This is a genomic window from Neobacillus drentensis, assembly GCF_036962765.1.
Taxonomy (GTDB): Bacteria; Bacillota; Bacilli; order Bacillales; family Cytobacillaceae; genus Neobacillus; species Neobacillus drentensis_C.
This window is the reverse complement of the sequence record NZ_JBALOS010000086.1, coordinates 14,881-35,132: the sequence shown is the minus strand read 5'-3', so window position 1 is coordinate 35,132 and position 20,252 is coordinate 14,881. Positions and strand designations below refer to the sequence as shown.

Sequence of the window (20,252 nt, the reverse complement as noted above, 5' to 3'; positions counted from 1 at the left end):
AAATGAACATTTATCAGCACTTTCGTCCAGAAGAACGAGAATATATTGATCAGGTGTTAAATTGGAAGAATTATGTTGAGACACAATATACTCCTAAATTAACCGATTTTCTTGATCCAAGGGAACAGCATATTCTAAAAATGATAATTGGTGAACATGGTGAAGTAAAATATAAACTTTTTGGCGGCAGCCCTGATGTTGAACGAAAAAGAGCCATTATTTTTCCAGACTATCTGCCATCCATTGATGATAATGAATTTCAAATTAGTCTTTTTGACATCCATTATCCTGCGAAGTTCGTTACCATCGAACATCGACAGGTTTTAGGAACATTGATGTCTTTAGGGGTGAAACGTGGGAAATTTGGAGATATCCTAGTTAAAAATGGGGGATGCCAATTTTTTGCTGCCAAAGAAATTAGTGACTATATATTAAGTAATGTAGAAACCATTGGCAGGGCAGGGGTAAAATTATCGGAAACGGATATAGACAATGCGCTGCCTACCAGTGAAATATTAGTTGAAAATGATTTAACGGTATCTTCTCTCCGGCTTGATACCGTTATATCCGGAATTTATCATTTGTCTCGTCAGAAATCACAGCTTTTTATTCAACAAGGACTCGTGAAAGTAAATTGGACATTAATCGAAAACCCATCATTTGAATGCGGTGTCGGTGATATGATTTCTGTAAGAGGCAGTGGACGAGCCAAAATTCTCGCCATTGAAGGGAAAACGAAAAAAGAAAAATGGCGAATAATTGTCGGAAAACAAAAATAACTAAACAAGCAAAGAAGGAATTTCGAAGAATGATGTCGAATATTTGCTTATACATATAGAATTTGAGATTGTATGGAGGTGGCATTTATGCCGTTAACACCGTTGGATATTCATAATAAAGAATTTAATAAGGGTTTTAGAGGGTATGATGAAGATGAAGTTAACGAGTTTCTCGATCAAGTAATTAAGGATTATGAATTAGTCCTAAGAGAGAAAAAAGAATTAGAAGAGCGCATGAATGATATGAATGAGCGCCTTGGCCACTTTGTTACGATTGAAGAAACCTTGAATAAATCAATCATCATTGCGCAAGAAGCGGGTGAAGATGTTAAACGGAATGCCCAAAAGGAAGCAAAGTTGATTATAAAGGAAGCAGAGAAAAATGCTGATCGGATCGTTAATGAATCACTTTCAAAAGCAAGGAAGATTGCTCTTGAAATCGAGGATTTAAAAAAGCAGTCAAAAGTTTTCCGCACTCGGTTTAAAATGTTGATCGAAGCCCAGCTTGATATGCTGAATACTGATGATTGGGATCACTTATTAGAGTATGAGGTTGACGCAACAGAACTAAAAGTTCATCAAGAAGAAGATTCATTAGCTTGACGAAAAGCGTTTTTTTAGCATATAATTTCTTAACAGTTATAAAGAATGGTCAATGACGATGATAGGGACAGTACAATTTTTTGAGGACTTTTTTAGCGAGCCGGGGGCGGTGGAAGCCTGGTAAGGTTGAAAAATTGGAAAATCACCCTTGAGTTCCGCAGTCGAAACCCTCTAGTAAGGATAGTAGACTTAGGCGTGTTATTCACGTTACGAATGTTAAAGAGGATAGAACGATAATATCGAACTATTTATCAGGGTGGTACCGCGGGAATAAAACCTTCTCGTCCCTATTTTGGGATGAGAGGGTTTTTTTATTTGTCTATTGGCTATTCTGTTATATGAAGAGGATTACAGGAGGAAGAAAAAATGGAGTATAAAAATACGTTATTAATGCCACAAACTGAATTTCCAATGCGTGGTAATCTTCCACAAAGAGAGCCTGAGATTCAGGCAAAATGGGAAGAGTTGAATATTTACAAAAAAGTTCAGGAACGGACCAAAGGACGTCCGATGTTTGTATTACATGATGGTCCTCCCTATGCTAATGGTGATATCCATATGGGGCATGCCCTTAATAAAATTTTAAAAGATATGATTGTCCGTTTTAAATCAATGAGCGGCTATCATGCCCCATACGTACCAGGCTGGGATACACATGGTCTTCCGATTGAACAAGCGTTAACGAATAAAGGAGTGAAGCGCAAAGAAATGACGGTAGCAGAATTCCGTCAACTTTGTACAAAATACGCACTCGAACAAATTGATAATCAACGTGAACAATTTAAACGTCTTGGTGTACGCGGTGACTGGGAAAATCCATATATTACACTAAATCCGGCTTATGAGGCTCAACAAATTAAAGTCTTTGGTGAAATGGCTAAGAAAGGTTATATTTATAAGGGTCTTAAGCCTGTTTATTGGTCACCATCAAGTGAATCAGCACTTGCAGAAGCAGAGATTGAATACCAGGACAAAAAGTCTGCATCTATTTATGTTGGCTTTAAAGTGAAGGATGGTAAAGGCGTCCTGGATGCAGATACACAAATTATTATCTGGACAACAACACCATGGACCATTCCAGCCAACTTAGGTATTTCTGTTCATCCTGATCTAGCCTATGTAGTAGTTTCGGTCAATAATAACAAATATCTCGTAGCTGAAGCGCTCCTTGAATCTGTTTCGAAGGAAATTGGCTGGGAAGAAGTAACGGTGGATAAAAAGGTAAAAGGAAATGAATTAGAGAATATTTTAGCCGTACATCCGCTATATGGCCGTGATTCATTGGTGATGTTAGGGGAACATGTAACTACTGATGCCGGAACAGGCTGTGTTCATACAGCACCTGGTCACGGGGAAGATGACTTTTATGTGGGTCAAAAATATGGTTTAGATGTCCTATGCCCTGTCGATGATAAAGGCGTAATGACAAGTGAAGCACCTGGTTTTGAAGGAATATTTTACGATACGGCAAATAAACCAATCACACAAGCATTAGAAGAAGCCGGTGCATTGCTCAAACTTTCGTTTATTACACACTCATATCCACACGACTGGAGAACAAAGAAACCGGTAATCTTCCGAGCGACAGCACAGTGGTTTGCATCCATTAAAGATTTCCGTAACGAATTACTAGATGCAGTGAAGGAAACAAAATGGATTCCAGCTTGGGGTGAAACGCGGTTATTTAATATGGTACGTGACCGAGGAGACTGGTGTATTTCTCGTCAACGTGTATGGGGTGTACCAATTCCTGTTTTCTACGCTGAAAATGGTCAAGAAATCATTACAGATGAAACGATTAATCATGTTTCAGACTTATTCCGTGAATGTGGTTCAAACGTTTGGTTTGAACGCGAAGCAAAGGAATTACTTCCTGAAGGATTTACTCATCCAGGAAGTCCGAACGGTATTTTTACAAAGGAAACAGACATCATGGATGTATGGTTTGATTCAGGTTCTTCCCATCAAGCTGTTCTCCTTGAAAGAGATGATTTAGTCCGACCTGCCGACCTTTATCTCGAAGGCTCAGACCAGTATCGCGGCTGGTTTAACTCGTCTTTATCCACTGCTGTGGCCGTTACAGGTGAGGCACCATACAAAGGAGTATTAAGTCACGGCTTTGCTCTTGACGGAGAAGGCAGAAAAATGAGTAAATCAATCGGAAATGTAGTGGTTCCTGCAAAAGTAATGAATCAATTAGGTGCCGATATTTTACGTCTCTGGGTAGCCTCTGTTGATTATCAAGCAGATGTACGTGTATCAGATGCTATTTTGAAGCAGGTTGCTGAAGTTTACAGGAAAATTCGCAACACCTTCCGTTTCTTGTTAGGGAATTTAGCTGACTTTACTCCAGCAGATAAAGTGGCTTATGAAGATCTTCGAGAAGTCGATCAATTCATGCTTGTAAAGTTAAATAAATTGGTAAAAAATGTTCGTAATGCCTATGAGAATTATGAATTTGCTGGCATTTATCATGCTATTAATAATTTCTGTACGCTTGATTTAAGTTCATTCTATTTGGATTTTGCAAAAGATGTTCTTTATATTGAGGCAGCGGATAATCATGAGCGCCGTGCAATCCAGACTGTGCTGTATGAATCGCTTCTTGCGTTAACTAAGTTGGTTTCGCCAATCCTTTCACACACTGCAGATGAAGTGTGGAACTTCATCCCATCAGTAACAGAAGAAAGTGTTCAGTTAACAGACTTCCCTGAGTATCAAGAACTAGAGGGTGCCAAAGCCTTAGAGGAAAAGTGGACTGAATTCATGAATCTTCGAGATGATGTATTAAAAGCACTTGAGGAAGCTCGTAATCAAAAAGTGATTGGAAAGTCATTAACAGCTAAAGTAACGCTTTATGTTAATGAAAAGTCAAGAACGTTATTAGATTCGATTGAAGAAAATATGAAACAACTCTTCATTATCTCAGGCTTTGAAGTGGCAGGAACCTACGAGGAAGCACCTGAAAATGCAGTTAAGTTAGAAACTGCAGCCATCGTAGTAACGAAAGCTGAGGGAGAAACATGTGAGCGTTGCTGGATTGTAACATCGGAAGTAGGTCAAGATCCAGAACACCCAACGCTTTGCCCACGTTGTGCGGAGGTAGTGAAAGCTAACTATACTCATAATTAATAATAGAAGCCCTATGCATTGGCATAGGGCTTTTAATTTTTTCCTTCTCCGTTAATTGTTGTAGTTGTTGTCAAATGTTTTTCCGTGTCAGTTTATGGTCGGCGGAAATAATAAGACAAATGAAACACGGAGGTAACAACTATGAATGCAACGCAGGAACAGCTGTTTTTGGAACTCCGTCATACGAAAGATGAAATTGAATTTTCCTTAAAGAACAAACAGAAGCCAACTTGGTTTACTGCAGTTTTAGAAGAAGAACTATTAGATATTAATACAGCTATTCAAAAGCTAAAGAATGGAAATTTTGGACTATGTGAGATTTCAGGTGAATTACTACCTAACGAATTATTAAACATGATTCCTACCTTAAAGACTGTTAAGGATTCACAATATTTAATGAATTATTACAAAAAACCGATTTACTAATCTTTTTCGGCATGTTCCATTTTCGTTTAGCGATAAAGTATGCTAAAATGCTTAAGAAGTATGATAAGCGAAAGCGTCTAGATCTTAATTAGTCTAGGTTGATGTGGAGGTATTTCTTAGTGTTTTATTACTTAATCGCTCTTTTTGTTATTTTATTAGATCAAATTACGAAATGGCTAATTGTAAGCAACATGTATTTGGGAGAAAGTATTCCGGTCATTGATAATATTTTCTATATTACTTCACATCGCAATCGTGGAGCTGCATGGGGAATCTTACAAGGACAAATGTGGCTCTTTTATGTAATTACGATTATTGTTATCGCCGCAATTATGTATTATCTGTACAAAGCTGTTAAAGGTAAAAGGATGCTTGGGATATCCTTAGCATTTATGCTTGGAGGCGCCATCGGAAACTTTATTGACCGTGTTATTCGCAAGGAAGTGGTTGATTTCATTCATACGTATGTTTTTGGCTATAATTTCCCTGTCTTTAATATCGCCGATTCAGCTTTAGTGATCGGTGTCATCCTGTTAATGATTCAAATGCTGCTAGAAGAGAGAGAGACAAAGGAGAAATCATATGGAGAAAATGGAACACACCATTCTTGAGGAGCAAAAAGGGGATCGGATCGATAAAGTGATCTCCAGCCTTGATGAAGAATGGTCAAGAACACAGGTACAGCAATGGATTAAAGAAGGCAATATAACCGTGAACGGACAACAGATTAAAACGAATTATAAATGCAATTTGAACGATCAAATCGAAATTACAATTCCAGATCCTGAAGAATTGGATGTGGTCCCAGAAGACCTCAATTTAGACATTTACTATGAAGACAGTGATGTTTTGGTTGTAAATAAACCAAGGGGGATGGTCGTTCATCCAGCACCCGGCCATATGTCGGGGACACTTGTCAATGGATTAATGTTCCACTGTAAAGATTTGTCAGGAATCAATGGTGTGTTAAGACCTGGGATTGTTCATCGGATTGATAAGGATACGTCCGGACTTTTAATGGTGGCCAAAAATGATTTGGCTCATGAGAGTCTGGTTAATCAGTTAGTTGCTAAAACAGTTACTCGCAAATATAAAGCAATTGTCCATGGTGTCATACCTCATGACTTTGGAACAGTTGATGCTCCACTAGGCCGGGATACAAAAGACCGGCAAAGCATGACAGTCGTTGACCATGGAAAACACGCTGTTACTCATTTTCATGTTATTGAACGTTTTAAGGATTTTACCTTTGTTGAATGTCAATTAGAAACAGGCAGAACACATCAAATTCGTGTTCATATGAAATATATTGGCTACCCGCTTGCAGGAGATCCAAAATATGGACCGAAAAAAACACTGGATATTGACGGACAAGCATTACATGCAGGTGTTCTTGGATTTAACCATCCAAGAACAAACGAATACTTGGAATTTGAAGCACCACTTCCAATAGATATCGAGGTCTTACTAACCCAGCTTCGAAATAATCGTTGACATGGCCGGCTTTTTACAGTAAGATAATTTTAGCTTAATAAGCCTTTAAAACAGTCCCGTGAGGCTGAGAAGGAAACGGTTATGATAATGGGCAAACTATGCTCTTATCTGTTTATTGACTAGTTAACCTCTCGCCAAACATTGGGTGAGAGGTTTTTTATTTATACAAAAGAAGAAGGTGTAATATGAACCAAAAAGCTGTTGTCCTTGATGAGCAAGCAATTGGAAGGGCATTGACAAGAATCGCCCACCAAATTATTGAGAAAAACAAAGGGATCGATGACTGTGTCCTTGTTGGTATCCGGACGAGAGGCATTTTTCTTGCAGAGAGACTTGCCGCCAAAATTGAAGAGATTGAAGGGAAATCAATAGCAGTAGGTGAGTTGGATATTACCCTCTATCGTGACGATTTAACCAAGAAAACCGATAATCAAGAACCACTTGTAAAAGGTTCGGATATCCCTGTGGGAATAAATAATAAAAAAGTGATCTTAGTTGATGATGTGTTATATACAGGTAGAACGGTAAGAGCTGGACTCGATGCCTTAATGGATGTAGGACGACCTGCAGTCATTCAACTTGCGGTCTTAGTTGACAGAGGTCATCGCGAACTTCCAATCCGAGCAGACTATGTAGGAAAAAATATTCCAACTTCTAGTGACGAAAGAATAGTAGTGGAGTTAACTGAAGTCGATAAGGAAGATCAAGTCAGTATCTTTGAAAAATAAATAGTAACCCTTTTAAAAGTAGTCCTGCGAGGCTGACAAAGGGGAACATGCCACTATGAAACCTTATTTTGGTATGTCCACACCCTCTTTGTACCTTTCGGGCAAAGAGGGTTTTTTTATGAAAATAATTAGATACTAAAGAAAAGTAGTAAATAAAATTGGGGGAAAAATCACAATGAACACTAAACCGATCCTAGACATAAAAGAGATTCCCAAACCCTTTCAATGGATTACCTTAAGCTTACAGCATTTATTCGCCATGTTTGGAGCCACGATTCTTGTTCCTTACCTTGTTGGGATGAGCCCTGCGATTGCACTTATTTCAAGTGGACTTGGAACATTGGCATTTTTATTCATAACTAAATTCAAAGTTCCTGCCTACTTAGGATCATCCTTTGCCTTTATCGGACCTGTCATTGCCGCTAAAGCAGCCGGAGGACCGGGTGGAGCCATGGTCGGAACCTTTCTTGCGGGCCTAGTTTACGGACTTGTTGCATTAATTATCAGTAAAGCGGGGCACCGCTGGATCATGAACCTGCTTCCGCCAATTGTGGTAGGACCAGTGATTATTGTCATCGGATTAGCGCTATCAGGAACTGCGGTGAATATGGCGATGAATAATCCGGCAACTGGAAAATACAGCATGCTCCATTTCTCCGTTGCACTTGTAACCTTAGCGGCAACCATTATCTTTTCGATATATGCGAAAAAAATGTTAAGCATGATACCTATCTTAGCTGGAATTATAGTCGGATATATCTACGCACTAGCGGTTGGGGTTGTCGATTTTAAACCAGTTCTTGAAGCTAAGATCTTTGAAATGCCTGAATTCATCATTCCGTTTGTAAGCTATAAAGTAAAATTCACTTGGGATTTAGTGTTGTTAATGGTACCGGTTGCGATTGTAACTTTATCAGAACATATCGGACACCAACTGGTCCTTAGTAAGGTAGTTGGCCGTGATTATATTAAAGAGCCTGGTTTGCATCGTTCGATACTAGGAGATGGAACTGCAACGATAATTTCCGCCTTGATTGGCGGACCGCCTAAAACAACGTATGGTGAAAACATCGGGGTCATTGCGATTACTCGCGTTTATAGTGTGTATGTCATTGCAGGTGCAGCAATCTTCGCCATTATCTTCGGTTTTGTGGGGAAAATAACTGCCTTAATTAGCACCATTCCAACACCAGTTATGGGCGGAGTTTCGATTCTGCTTTTCGGGATCATCGCTTCCTCTGGATTACGAATGCTGGTTGATAGCAAAATTGATTTTGGAAATAAGCGTAGCCTCGTCATCTCTTCGGTTATTTTAGTAATCGGAATCGGTGGAGCTGTAATAAAAGTATCAGAATCACTGCAAATCCAAGGAATGGCACTAGCAGCAATTTGCGGTGTATTGTTAAACCTCATCCTTCCGGGCAGAGAAGCTGTAAATGAGAATATGCTTGAGGAAATGGAACCTTCTGAAAAGCAGAAAATTGCATAACCAAGTCTTAACTCTTTAAGTAAATCCAGAGAGGTTTATAAGGGTGTGTAACTTAGTGCTAAGAGGCACTACTATGGATTAATTTTCAAAATCCTACACCCTGAACTATTGGTCAGGGTGTTTTTTATCAAAATGAGAGGCGGGAAAGAGACTGATGTTAAATCACTTACTAACCACAAATGAATTAAAGGTAGAGGAGATTAATCAAATCTTAACAGATGCCAAAAGCTTTAAAAACGGAATGAAGTGGCGTCCGGAAGGGCAAATGTTTACTGCCAATCTATTTTTCGAACCAAGCACGAGAACAAAAAGCAGCTTTGAAGTTGCCCAAAGAAGGTTAGGCTTAGAAGTAATTCCGTTTGAAGTATTAACTTCAAGTGTTCAAAAAGGGGAAACTCTTTACGATACGGTGAAAACTTTAGAATCAATTGGTGTAAATACGATTGTTATTCGTCATGAGCAGGATCGATATTTTGATGAGCTAGTTGGGAAGGTTAACATTCCAATCATCAATGGCGGGGATGGATGTGGACATCATCCAACACAATCGCTGCTAGACCTAATGACCATCCAACAAGAATTTGGCCAATTTGCAGGATTAAAAATAGCTATTATCGGCGACATCCGACATAGCAGGGTGGCGCGTTCCAATGCCGATGTTCTGACAAGGCTCGGAGCGGAAGTGGTTTTTTCTGGACCAGAAGAATGGTTTGATACTAGGAGTGTTGAAATATCCAGATATAGGCCCATTGATCGGGCTGTACAAGAAGCAGATGTTGTGATGCTGCTTCGTGTTCAACATGAACGTCATCAAAATAAAAGCAGTTTTACAGCAAACGAGTACCATAAACAATTTGGCCTAACATTAGAAAGAGAAAAAATGATGAAGACAGGCAGTATCATCATGCATCCTGCTCCCATTAATCGAAATGTAGAAATAGCTGATAGCCTTGTAGAATGCAAGCGATCAAGAATATTTAAGCAAATGGAAAACGGTGTATATGTAAGAATGGCGGCAATTAAAAGATCAATCGAAAGTATTGAAGGAGGAAAAAATTATGAAACTTCTTATTCAGAACGCATGCTACATAGCATTTAATGGAGAAACGAAACAAGCTGATATTTTAGTGGAAAATGGAATTATTTCTAAAATTGAACAGAACATTGAAGCCGTTGTCGATCGGAAAGTGGATGCAGCTGGAAAGTTAGTTTCACCAGGGTTTATTGATCTGCATGTTCACCTTCGCGAGCCAGGCGGCGAAAAAAAGGAAACCATCGCTACAGGAACACTTGCCGCAGCTAGAGGCGGATTTACAACAATAGCAGCGATGCCTAATACAAGGCCGGTGCCAGACACCAAGGAACAAATGGAATGGCTGCAAAACAGAATCAACGAAACAGCAAAGGTAAGGGTTTTGCCATATGCATCGATTACGACTAGACAGCTTGGCCGGGAACTAACAGACTTTGAGGCTTTAAAAGATGCTGGTGCCTTTGCTTTTACTGATGATGGTGTCGGTGTTCAGTCAGCTGAGCGGATGCTTGCAGCGATGCGGAAAGCAGCAGCGAATAATATGGCAATCGTTGCACACTGTGAAGAAAACACTTTAATTAATAAAGGCTGTGTCCATGAAGGTTCTTTCTCAATGAAACATGGCTTGAATGGTATCCCATCCATCTGTGAATCAGTTCAAATTGCAAGAGATGTCCTTTTAGCCGAAGCTACTGGCTGTCATTATCATGTCTGCCATATTAGTACTAAAGAATCGGTCCGGATGGTAAGGGATGCAAAACATGCAGGCATTAATGTTACCGCAGAAGTATCACCGCATCATTTATTGTTGTCTGAAGATGATATTCCAGGGCTTGATACAAATTTCAAGATGAATCCACCGCTACGTGGTGCGGATGACAGAATGGCTCTAATCGAAGGCCTTCTGGATGGAACAATTGATTTTATTGCTACCGATCATGCACCACATACAGCAGAAGAAAAAAGTGAAGGAATGGTTCTTGCACCTTTCGGAATTGTTGGACTAGAAACTGCATTCCCGCTTCTTTATACACATTTTGTATTAAAAAATATCATCACACTTGATCAATTAATTCAATTTTTAACAATAAAACCAGCGGGAGCGTTTGGGCTTCCATATGGAAGAATAGATGTAGGTGCACCAGCAGATTTAGTAATCTTGAACCTCGATGATGAAAGTGAGATTAAACCAGAAGAGTTCTTATCAAAAGGAAAAAATACTCCATTTGGCGGCTGGAAATGTAAAGGATGGCCTGAGATGACCATCGCTGGAGGGCAAATAGCTTGGGAAAAGGGATGTGTACTAGCATGAAAAAACAGCTTATCTTAGAAGACGGTACAATATTTATCGGCAGGGGGTTTGGCAGTGATTCGGAAACGATGGGTGAAGTGGTATTTAACACTGGTATGACAGGCTACCAAGAAATCCTTTCCGACCCATCTTATTGCGGTCAAATTGTAACACTAACCTATCCGCTTATTGGTAACTATGGGATTAATCGTGATGATTTCGAATCGATCAATCCTGCTGTCAAGGGCTTCATTGTTAAAGAAGCAGTTGATTTCCCATCCAATTGGAGAAGTGAATATACCTTAGGTGAATATTTTGAAATGAAAAAAATACCAGGGATTGCTGGGATCGATACACGAAAATTGACAAGAATCATCCGTCAATATGGAACCTTAAAAGGAGCTATTTGCGGGATGGAAAAAAATCCGGACGAGGTATTGAACCAATTAAGAAGAACATCGCTTCCTATCGATCAGGTTCGCCAAGTATCAACTAAAAATGCCTATCCGAGTCCTGGGCGCGGGAAAAGAGTCGTTCTTGTTGATTTCGGAATGAAGCATGGAATATTAAGAGAATTAAATCAGCGCGGCTGTGATGTGATCGTAGTACCTTATCACACTACTGCTGAAGAAATTCTTCAATTAAGTCCAGACGGAATTATGCTTTCAAATGGACCAGGGGATCCAAAGGATGTACCCGAAGCAATCGATATGTTAAAAGGAGTGTTAGGCAGAGTTCCTTTGTTTGGAATTTGTCTTGGCCATCAGTTATTTGCTCTAGCATGCGGGGCAAACACCAAAAAGATGAAGTTTGGCCATCGCGGTTCAAATCACCCTGTCAAAGACTTAACTACAGGGAAAATTGCGATTACCGCACAAAACCATGGATTTACAGTTGAAGAAGAATCAATCAAAGAAACAAGATTACAAATTACTCATATTGCCATAAATGATGGAACAGTTGAGGGATTAAAACACATGGATTATCCGGCGTTTACTGTTCAGTACCATCCGGAAGCTTCTCCAGGACCTGAAGATGCAAACGGCTTATTTGATCAGTTTCTTGCCTTAATGGAAGAGAATAAACAGGAGGTTACAGCAAATGCCTAAACGTACAGATATCAACTCCATATTAGTAATCGGTTCAGGACCAATCGTTATAGGGCAGGCCGCAGAATTCGACTATGCAGGGACACAGGCTTGTATTGCTCTAAAAGAAGAGGGCTATCGTGTTATTCTCGTCAACTCCAATCCTGCTACAATCATGACAGATACCGAGATCGCTGATCGTGTATATATTGAACCTTTGACTGTAGAATTCGTCAGCAGAATTATTCGCAAAGAACGTCCGGATGCCCTGTTAGCGACTCTTGGTGGGCAAACAGGTCTTAACCTTGCAGTAGAATTATCAGAGTCAGGAGTTTTGGAAGAATGCGAGGTTGAAATTCTTGGTACGAAGCTTTCAGCCATTAAACAAGCAGAGGACCGAGATCTATTCCGCAGCTTAATGAATGAGTTAAATGAACCGGTACCAGATAGTGAAATAATCCATGAATTAGCTGAAGCTAAGGCTTTTGTGGAACAGATTGGTTTCCCTGTGATTGTCCGTCCTGCTTATACCTTAGGAGGAACAGGAGGAGGCATCTGTCATAATTCCGAAGAACTTGAGGAAATCGTCGCAAGCGGACTAAAGCACAGTCCAGTAAATCAATGCTTGCTCGAAAAAAGTATCGCTGGCTTCAAGGAAATTGAATATGAAGTCATGCGCGATGGAAACGACAATGCCATTGTCGTCTGTAACATGGAAAACATAGATCCGGTGGGCGTACATACCGGAGATTCCATTGTAGTCGCCCCAAGCCAGACATTAAGTGATCGCGAATACCAACTATTAAGAAATGTTTCACTTAAAATCATCCGTGCGTTAGGGATCGAGGGGGGCTGTAATGTTCAGCTAGCCTTAGATCCATATAGCTACAATTACTATATTATCGAAGTAAACCCACGTGTTAGCCGTTCTTCGGCATTAGCGTCAAAAGCCACTGGATATCCAATTGCCAAGCTGGCTGCAAAAATTGCTGTCGGCTTAACTTTGGATGAAATGTTGAACCCTGTTACGGGGAAAACGTACGCAAGCTTTGAACCAGCTCTCGATTATATCGTAACAAAAATCCCAAGATGGCCATTTGATAAATTTGAATCAGGTAATCGTTCACTAGGAACACAAATGAAGGCAACGGGCGAAATCATGGCGATTGGCCGTACGTTTGAAGAATCCTTATTGAAAGCCATTCGATCCCTTGAGGCTGGCGTCCATCATTTTGAATTAAAGGGTGCAGAGAATATCGATGATGAATTACTCGAAAAGCGGATTCGCAAAGCGGGAGATGAACGTCTCTTCTACATCGCAGAAGGATTAAAACGTGGATTAACAATTGAAACATTGCATAACTGGAGTCAAATCGATTTATTTTACTTAAGGAAAATGGAAGGAATCATTGGCCTTGAAGCAAAGATTGCTGCTGATCCTTTTAATCAAGAAATTCTAATGGAAGCAAAGCAAAACGGATTTACCGATAAAAAGATAGCTGAGCTTTGGAATGCAACAGAAAAAGAAATCGTTAACCTGCGTAAGAACTTAGGAATTACCCCTGTTTACAAAATGGTTGATACTTGTGCAGCTGAATTTGAATCGGAAACCCCTTATTATTATGGCACATATGAAGAGGAAAACGAGTCGATCGTCACTGACAGAAAAAGTGTGATTGTCCTTGGGTCGGGACCAATTCGTATTGGCCAAGGAATTGAGTTTGACTATGCTACTGTCCATTCTGTTAAAGCCATTAAGGAAGCTGGATATGAAGCGATTATCATAAATAATAATCCAGAAACGGTATCTACCGACTTCAGTATTTCCGATAAGCTTTACTTTGAACCGCTGACAATTGAGGATGTCATGAGCATCATTGATTTAGAAAACCCACTAGGAGTAGTGGTTCAATTTGGCGGGCAGACTGCGATTAATCTAGCCGCGGATCTTGAAGAAAATGGGGTCAAAATCCTTGGAACAAGCCTTGAAGATTTAGACCGTGCCGAAAATAGAGATAAATTTGAACAAGCTCTCCAACAGCTAAATATACCGCAGCCATTAGGAAAAACTGCCTTGTCGGTGCAAGAAGCGGTGACGATCGCAAATGAAATCGGTTATCCAGTCCTAGTCCGCCCATCGTATGTTCTAGGCGGAAGAGCAATGGAAATTGTCTACCAAGATGAAGAACTGCTTCACTACATGGAAAATGCAGTGAAAATTAATCCGGATCATCCAGTTCTGATTGACCGTTATTTAACAGGAAAAGAAATCGAAGTAGATGCTATCTGTGATGGAGAAAATGTAATTATTCCTGGCATTATGGAACATATCGAACGAGCAGGGGTCCATTCTGGTGACTCGATTGCTGTGTATCCGCCGCAAACTCTTACCGAAACTGTAAAACAAACGCTTGTTGAGTATACAGAGAAATTGGCAAAAGGCTTGAATATCATCGGATTGTTAAACATTCAATATGTTTTGGCCGGAGATCAAGTATATGTGCTCGAGGTTAATCCGCGTTCAAGTCGGACGGTGCCATTTTTAAGTAAAATAACAAATGTTCCAATGGCGAAAATAGCTACCAAAGCAATTTTAGGAGTATCGATTCTTGATCAAGGTTATATTCCTGGGCTTGTCACGGAAAAAGAAGGAGTTTTCGTTAAGGTTCCAGTTTTCTCTTTTGCAAAACTCAAAAGTGTCGATATTACGCTCGGGCCTGAAATGAAATCAACGGGTGAGGTAATGGGTAAGGATATTACACTTGAAAAAGCTCTATATAAAGGATTAGTTGCTTCTGGTATGACCATCCAAAAGTTTGGCACCGTATTGTTTACGGTAGCTGATAAAGATAAACAAGAAGCTTTAAAGCTTGCAAAGCGGTTTTCCGCTAACGGATATCGCTTAATGGCAACAAGTGGTACAGCAGCCGTCCTAGAAGCAGCTGGACTAAGGGTCAAAGTGGTCGGAAAAATTGGTTCCGAAGGAAAGACTCTTTTAGATGTGATCCATCATGGAGAGGCGCAATTTATAATCAATACACTGACCAAAGGAAAACAGCCGCAACGAGATGGATTTAGAATTCGCCGTGAAGCGGTTGAAAATGGAGTCCCATGTTTAACCTCATTAGACACTGCTGATGCTATCCTTAAAGTGATTGAATCGATGAATTTCTCGGCAGAAGCAATGGATGCACCAAAAAAGGAGGTTGTCTTTGCATGATTGAAAAAGAGTTATGCAAAATAAGCAGCCAAAAAGAAATTGCCGAGGATATATATGAGCTTACTGTATATGCTGATTTTGTCAGTGAAATAAAAGCCCCTGGTCAGTTTGTTAATATTAGGGTTGCGAAATCAGGTGACGCTTTATTACGAAGACCAATCAGTATTTCTTCCTTCGATACAAAGCAAAAGCAATTTACGATGATTTATCGAAAGGAAGGAAAAGGGACTACAATGCTTGCCGAAATGGGCCATGGGATGGAAATTGACATCCTTGGTCCATTAGGAAACGGCTTTCCGGTAAATGAAGTTAACAGCGGGGAGACAGCCTTGCTGGTTGGCGGTGGAATCGGTGTGCCACCCTTGTATGAACTTTCGAACCAATTAGTAGCAAAAGGGGTAAAGGTGATTCATGTTCTTGGCTTCCAAACTGAATCTGCGGTCTTTTATGAAAAGGAATTTCTTGAAAATGGTGAAACCTACGTGACTACTGTGGACGGTTCATATGGAAAAAAAGGCTTTGTCACTGATGTCATGAAGGAATTGGAGTTTGATTGTATCTATACTTGCGGACCGACACCAATGTTAAGGGCAATTGAACATGCCTATTCCAATAAAAAAGTGTTCTTATCTTTAGAAGAAAGAATGGGCTGCGGCATCGGGGCTTGTTTTGCCTGCGTCTGCAGACGTGCTGATGATCCAGCAGGAGTTTCTTATAAAAAAGTATGTAGTGATGGACCAGTTTTTCGAGCCGGGGAGGTATTGATATGAGCCGTTTAGACATCGAATTACCGGGTTTAAGACTGAAAAATCCAATCATACCTGCTTCGGGATGTTTTGGATTTGGACGTGAGTACAGTCAATTCTATGATTTGAGTGTTCTTGGCGCTATTATGATTAAAGCAACAACAGTAGAACCTCGGTTTGGAAATCCAACACCACGGGTTGCTGAAACATCATCCGGGATGTTAAATGCCATAGGGCTGCAAAACCCTGGATTAGAAAAAGTTGTCGGCGAGGAGCTGCCTTGGCTGTCTCAGTACGATGTACCGATAATTGCCAATGTAGCAGGTTCTATTGAAGAGGATTATGTGGCCGTTGCGAAAGAAATTTCAAAAGCACCAAATGTGCATGCTTTAGAGCTTAATATATCTTGCCCAAATGTAAAGACGGGAGGTATTGCATTTGGTACGATACCTGAAGTGGCCAAGCAATTAACCAGGAAGGTAAAGGAAGTTTCTGAAGTTCCCGTGTATGTAAAGCTTTCCCCAAATGTCACTAATATCGTAGACATGGCTAAAGCAGTGGAAGCCGGCGGTGCCGATGGACTAACGATGATTAATACACTTGTTGGTATGAGGCTTGATTTAAAAACAGGCAAACCAATCTTAGCAAATCGGACAGGCGGGTTATCTGGCCCTGCAATTAAGCCTGTAGCAATCCGAATGATTCATGAAGTAAGCCAGGCGGTATCGATTCCAATCATCGGTATGGGTGGGATTGAGTCCGCATCAGATGTTATTGAGTTTTTCTATGCAGGTGCTAGTGCTGTAGCCGTGGGAACTGCCAATTTTGTGGATCCATTCGTGTGTCCAACCATTATTGAGGAATTACCAGGTATGCTTGAAAAATTAGGATTCGATCATATCAGTGAATGTACCGGAAGGAGCTGGAAGGAGCATGGACAACTCGCTTATCATCGCGCTTGATTTTGCTAATGGCGGCGAAGTCAATCAGTTTTTAACACCATTTGAGGGTAAAGAACTTTTTGTGAAAGTTGGAATGGAATTATTTTACCAGGAAGGCCCTTCCATCATTCATCAATTAAAGGATAAAGGTCATCGTATTTTCCTAGATTTAAAGCTTCACGATATTCCGAATACGGTAAAAAGTGCAATGAAGGGGCTTGCCAGATTGGAATGTGATTTGGTCAATGTCCATGCTGCTGGTGGAAAAGAGATGATGCAGGCTGCCCTTGAAGGGCTCGAGGCTGGTACAGCTGCAGGACGGAAACGCCCTGACTGTATTGCTGTTTCTCAGCTTACAAGTACATCTGAAGAGCAAATGAATAAAGAACAGCTTATTCCTGTATCATTGAAAGACTCTGTTCTTCACTATGCTTCCCTAACGAAAGAAGCAGGCTTAGATGGTGTTGTATGCTCGGCATGGGAAACAGCTTTTATTCGTGAACAGCTTGGAAACACATTTTTAACTGTATGCCCGGGAATTCGTATGGCAGAGGATAATGTCGGGGATCAAAAACGTGTAGCTACCCCTGAATTTGCCAGGAATACAGGGGTAAGTGCAATCGTTGTCGGACGTTCGATTACACGTTCAGCTGACCCATTAAAAAGCTATGAACAATGGATGGAAGCATGGAAGGGGATAAATCAATGAAACACATAATTGCGGAAAGATTATTAGAAATTAATGCGGTTGCCTTGAAGCCGCAAAATCCATTTACCTGGACATCAGGCCTGCGTTCGCCAATCTATTGCGATAACCGGCTAACACTCTCTTATCCGGTGGTAAGAAGAGAAATTGCTGCTGGATTGCAAAAGCTCATTCTTGAGAATTTTTCAGAAGCTGAAGTCATTGCTGGTACGGCGACAGCGGGAATCCCACACGCAGCATGGGTGAGTGAACGTATGGATTTACCAATGGGCTATGTGCGTTCCAAAGCAAAGGGACATGGGAAAGGTAATCAGATTGAGGGGAAAGTTGAACAAGGTCAAAAAGTAGTGGTTGTTGAAGATTTAATCTCAACGGGTGGAAGTGTGATTACGGCCGTTCAAGCATTGCGGGAAGCAGGTTGTATCGTGCTTGGAGTAGTTTCCATTTTTACATATGGACTCGAAAAGGGTAGGGCGGCATTTGAACAAGCAGACATTAAAAGTCTGTCACTTACTGATTTTCCTACTTTAGTAGAAGTAGCAATTGAAAAAGGCTATATTATGCAACAGGATCAAGCCAGTTTATTAACATGGGGTCAAGCACCTTCTGAATGGAGTAAACGTTTCGAAGAATAAGCTTAAACAATGAAAAAGCCCCGGGTACCCGGGGCCTTACTTAATTTTTCATTAATTTAAGTACCAATTCTTCATCCGGCGTGACAAATACCGTCTGTTGATTATCATAAATAACAAACCCTGGCTTGGCGCCGCTTGGCTTTTTAACAAACCGGACCCTGGTATAATCAACAGGGACTGAGCTGGAATTACGTGCTTTACTAAAGTAAGAGGCTAAAACGGCCGCTTCTCGAATTGTTTCATTAGACGGTTCTTTGCTGCGAATCACCACATGAGAGCCAGGGATGTCCTTCGTATGGAGCCAAATTTCATCCCTTGCTGCCAATTTATTTGTTAAATAGTCATTTTGTTTATTATTTTTCCCAACGATAATATCTGTACCATCGGTAGATACAAAATGATCTAAAACTGGCTTACTATTCTGTGCCTTCTTGAGTTTCTTCTTTTGGCGTTCGCGAATATAGCCGCCCTCTACCAGTTCTTCACGAATCTCTTGGATATCCTTAGGAGAAGCTGCTTGTATTTGCTGCAATAAATTATCAAAGTAGGNNAGTAGGCTACTTCCACTTTTGCTTTCTCAATTTGCTCTACAACAACCTCGACCGCATTTTTGGCCTTTTGGTATTTAGAAAAATACCTTTGGGCATTTTCAGAAGGTGTCTTCCGTGGATCAAGAGGAATTGTAATCGTCCCACCAGATTCATCATAATAATTAAGAACTTCAATTTCACGCATTCCTTTGCTGGCTGCATATAAATTAGCTGTTAATAGCTCCCCAAAGCGTTGAAATTGTTCAGCACGCTCTGCTTCTTTTAATGTTGCTTTCAGTTTGTCTATTTTCTTTTCATTCTTTTCTTTTTCATTATGAATAAATCGTTCGATATCATTTCCTTGCTGCTTTACCCGATCTCTTTCAGCTTTGCCAAAATAAAAACGGTCAAGCATTTCACTTAGAGTAGAAAAGGTTTTAACTTCTCCTTTTAAATGCTCAAGAGGGAATAAATAATAGGAGTCTTTACCGCCTGCTGTCATTATCGAAGGGAGAATCTCCCCTGTTTCCACCCTTTTTATCATATTAATGAACGTTTCCGGAACAGTGTTTCGATTGGCAAGACCGCTTTGGAACATTACTTCCTTGGCAAAAAGAGGCGATATTCCTGCGAATTGCTCAACTAATTGGCGGTCCATTTTACCTGCATTAAAATCAAGTTTTCTTAGTAGATCATTTTTTTCACACTGAAAAGGATTTTGCTTATGTTGTTCAGGTGGAGAAACATAAGGCTGGCCTGGCAAAATGGCTCTATGGCTGTTGACTGCAAACGAGATATGTTTGATGCTGTCAAGAATGATATTCCGCGATTTATCAACCAGAACAATATTGCTATGTCTCCCCATTATTTCAATAATTAATTGTTTATAGCTGATATCACCAATCTCATTCCTGCCCTTAATTTCTAATACGATCATTCGATCCGTTTCTTTTTGATATAAATCCTCTAAAATGTAACCCTCAATATGTTTCCTAAGCAGCATACAGAACATTGGCGGCTCACTTGGATTATCATAGGCTTCTTCAGTGAATTGGACCCTTGCATAGCTTGGGTGTGCTGATAATAGCAGCTTTTGATTAACACCATTGGCGCGAACGGTGAGAATCACTTCATTTTTATAGGGCTGATGAACCTTATTAATCCTTCCGCCCTTTAGCGAACGGACCAGCTCACCCACCATTGCTTTTGTAAATAAACCATCAAATGACATGGAAAACATCCTTTACTACATTCATATGAATTCATTATAGCTTACTAAAAAAAGACTGTCTTATTATTAACCTATTATCTATTTTATCTTTCACTATATCATAGCATTTTTTGGGACGACCCTGAATAAGCTTTCTTTAGAGCATGTATTTATTGGTATTTAAAGGGGGAAGTGAGATGG

General features: G+C 40.2%; 16 protein-coding genes, 1 pseudogene and 1 other annotated feature. Of the genes and pseudogenes, 16 read left to right on the top strand and 1 reads right to left on the bottom strand.

The genetic code is table 11. The annotated features are described in order from the left end of the window. Nucleotides 1-2 precede the first annotated feature (2 nt). The 16 genes from V7137_RS12575 (at nucleotide 3) to pyrE (ending at nucleotide 18,311) form a co-directional block, all read left to right on the top strand. A complete protein-coding gene (locus V7137_RS12575; RefSeq protein ID WP_335698402.1) occupies nucleotides 3-779 on the top strand; it encodes an RNA-binding protein in 777 nt (258 codons plus the stop codon). Nucleotides 780-866: 87 nt separating this feature from the next. Beyond that, the gene (locus V7137_RS12570; protein ID WP_218345688.1) at nucleotides 867-1,382 is read left to right on the top strand and encodes a DivIVA domain-containing protein; all 516 of its coding nucleotides are present in this window, start codon (nucleotides 867-869) and stop codon (nucleotides 1,380-1,382) included. Between the two features lie 49 nt (nucleotides 1,383-1,431). Then, nucleotides 1,432-1,674, top strand: a binding site (T-box leader). A gap of 74 nt (nucleotides 1,675-1,748) precedes the next feature. Beyond that, nucleotides 1,749-4,514: an isoleucine--tRNA ligase gene (gene ileS / locus V7137_RS12565; RefSeq protein WP_335698401.1), complete on the top strand. Its 2,766-nt coding sequence runs from the start codon at nucleotides 1,749-1,751 to the stop codon at nucleotides 4,512-4,514. 141 nt (nucleotides 4,515-4,655) lie between these two features. After that, nucleotides 4,656-4,940 (top strand): hypothetical protein, encoded by a 285-nt coding sequence (locus V7137_RS12560; protein ID WP_335698400.1) that lies wholly within the window; start codon nucleotides 4,656-4,658, stop codon nucleotides 4,938-4,940. A gap of 119 nt (nucleotides 4,941-5,059) precedes the next feature. After that, nucleotides 5,060-5,551 (top strand): signal peptidase II, encoded by a 492-nt coding sequence (lspA, locus tag V7137_RS12555; RefSeq protein ID WP_335698399.1) that lies wholly within the window; start codon nucleotides 5,060-5,062, stop codon nucleotides 5,549-5,551. Then, on the top strand, nucleotides 5,523-6,434 hold the full coding sequence (locus V7137_RS12550; protein ID WP_335698398.1) for an RluA family pseudouridine synthase: 912 nt from the start codon (nucleotides 5,523-5,525) through the stop codon (nucleotides 6,432-6,434). Before lspA ends, V7137_RS12550 begins: the two co-directional genes overlap by 29 nt. A gap of 185 nt (nucleotides 6,435-6,619) precedes the next feature. Beyond that, complete coding sequence (gene pyrR, locus V7137_RS12545; RefSeq protein WP_335698397.1) at nucleotides 6,620-7,162, top strand: bifunctional pyr operon transcriptional regulator/uracil phosphoribosyltransferase PyrR; 543 nt, start codon at nucleotides 6,620-6,622, stop codon at nucleotides 7,160-7,162. A gap of 175 nt (nucleotides 7,163-7,337) precedes the next feature. Continuing rightward, nucleotides 7,338-8,651 carry a solute carrier family 23 protein gene (locus V7137_RS12540; protein ID WP_335698396.1) on the top strand — a complete coding sequence of 438 codons (1,314 nt, stop codon included), beginning with the start codon at nucleotides 7,338-7,340 and terminating at the stop codon, nucleotides 8,649-8,651. Between the two features lie 154 nt (nucleotides 8,652-8,805). Further along, nucleotides 8,806-9,750: an aspartate carbamoyltransferase catalytic subunit gene (locus tag V7137_RS12535; RefSeq protein WP_335698395.1), complete on the top strand. Its 945-nt coding sequence runs from the start codon at nucleotides 8,806-8,808 to the stop codon at nucleotides 9,748-9,750. Continuing rightward, on the top strand, nucleotides 9,710-10,996 hold the full coding sequence (locus V7137_RS12530) for a dihydroorotase (protein ID WP_335698394.1): 1,287 nt from the start codon (nucleotides 9,710-9,712) through the stop codon (nucleotides 10,994-10,996). Before V7137_RS12535 ends, V7137_RS12530 begins: the two co-directional genes overlap by 41 nt. Further along, nucleotides 10,993-12,084 (top strand): carbamoyl phosphate synthase small subunit, encoded by a 1,092-nt coding sequence (locus V7137_RS12525; protein WP_335698393.1) that lies wholly within the window; start codon nucleotides 10,993-10,995, stop codon nucleotides 12,082-12,084. Before V7137_RS12530 ends, V7137_RS12525 begins: the two co-directional genes overlap by 4 nt. After that, the gene (gene carB / locus V7137_RS12520; RefSeq protein ID WP_335698392.1) at nucleotides 12,077-15,283 is read left to right on the top strand and encodes a carbamoyl-phosphate synthase large subunit; all 3,207 of its coding nucleotides are present in this window, start codon (nucleotides 12,077-12,079) and stop codon (nucleotides 15,281-15,283) included. The genes V7137_RS12525 and carB overlap by 8 nt, the downstream gene beginning before the upstream one ends. Further along, nucleotides 15,280-16,053, top strand: coding sequence for a dihydroorotate dehydrogenase electron transfer subunit (locus V7137_RS12515; RefSeq protein ID WP_335698391.1), 774 nt, complete (start codon nucleotides 15,280-15,282; stop codon nucleotides 16,051-16,053). Before carB ends, V7137_RS12515 begins: the two co-directional genes overlap by 4 nt. Then, a complete protein-coding gene (locus V7137_RS12510) occupies nucleotides 16,050-16,991 on the top strand; it encodes a dihydroorotate dehydrogenase (protein ID WP_335698390.1) in 942 nt (313 codons plus the stop codon). The genes V7137_RS12515 and V7137_RS12510 overlap by 4 nt, the downstream gene beginning before the upstream one ends. Next, entirely contained in the window at nucleotides 16,963-17,679 is a 717-nt protein-coding gene (gene pyrF, locus V7137_RS12505) for an orotidine-5'-phosphate decarboxylase (protein ID WP_335698389.1), read from the top strand. Before V7137_RS12510 ends, pyrF begins: the two co-directional genes overlap by 29 nt. Then, a complete protein-coding gene (gene pyrE / locus V7137_RS12500; protein ID WP_335698388.1) occupies nucleotides 17,676-18,311 on the top strand; it encodes an orotate phosphoribosyltransferase in 636 nt (211 codons plus the stop codon). The genes pyrF and pyrE overlap by 4 nt, the downstream gene beginning before the upstream one ends. Before the next feature lie 40 nt (nucleotides 18,312-18,351). Here pyrE and V7137_RS12495 read toward each other — a convergent pair. Next, nucleotides 18,352-20,072 (bottom strand): annotated as a pseudogene (locus V7137_RS12495) (Rqc2 family fibronectin-binding protein). Between the last annotated feature and the right edge of the window lie 180 nt (nucleotides 20,073-20,252).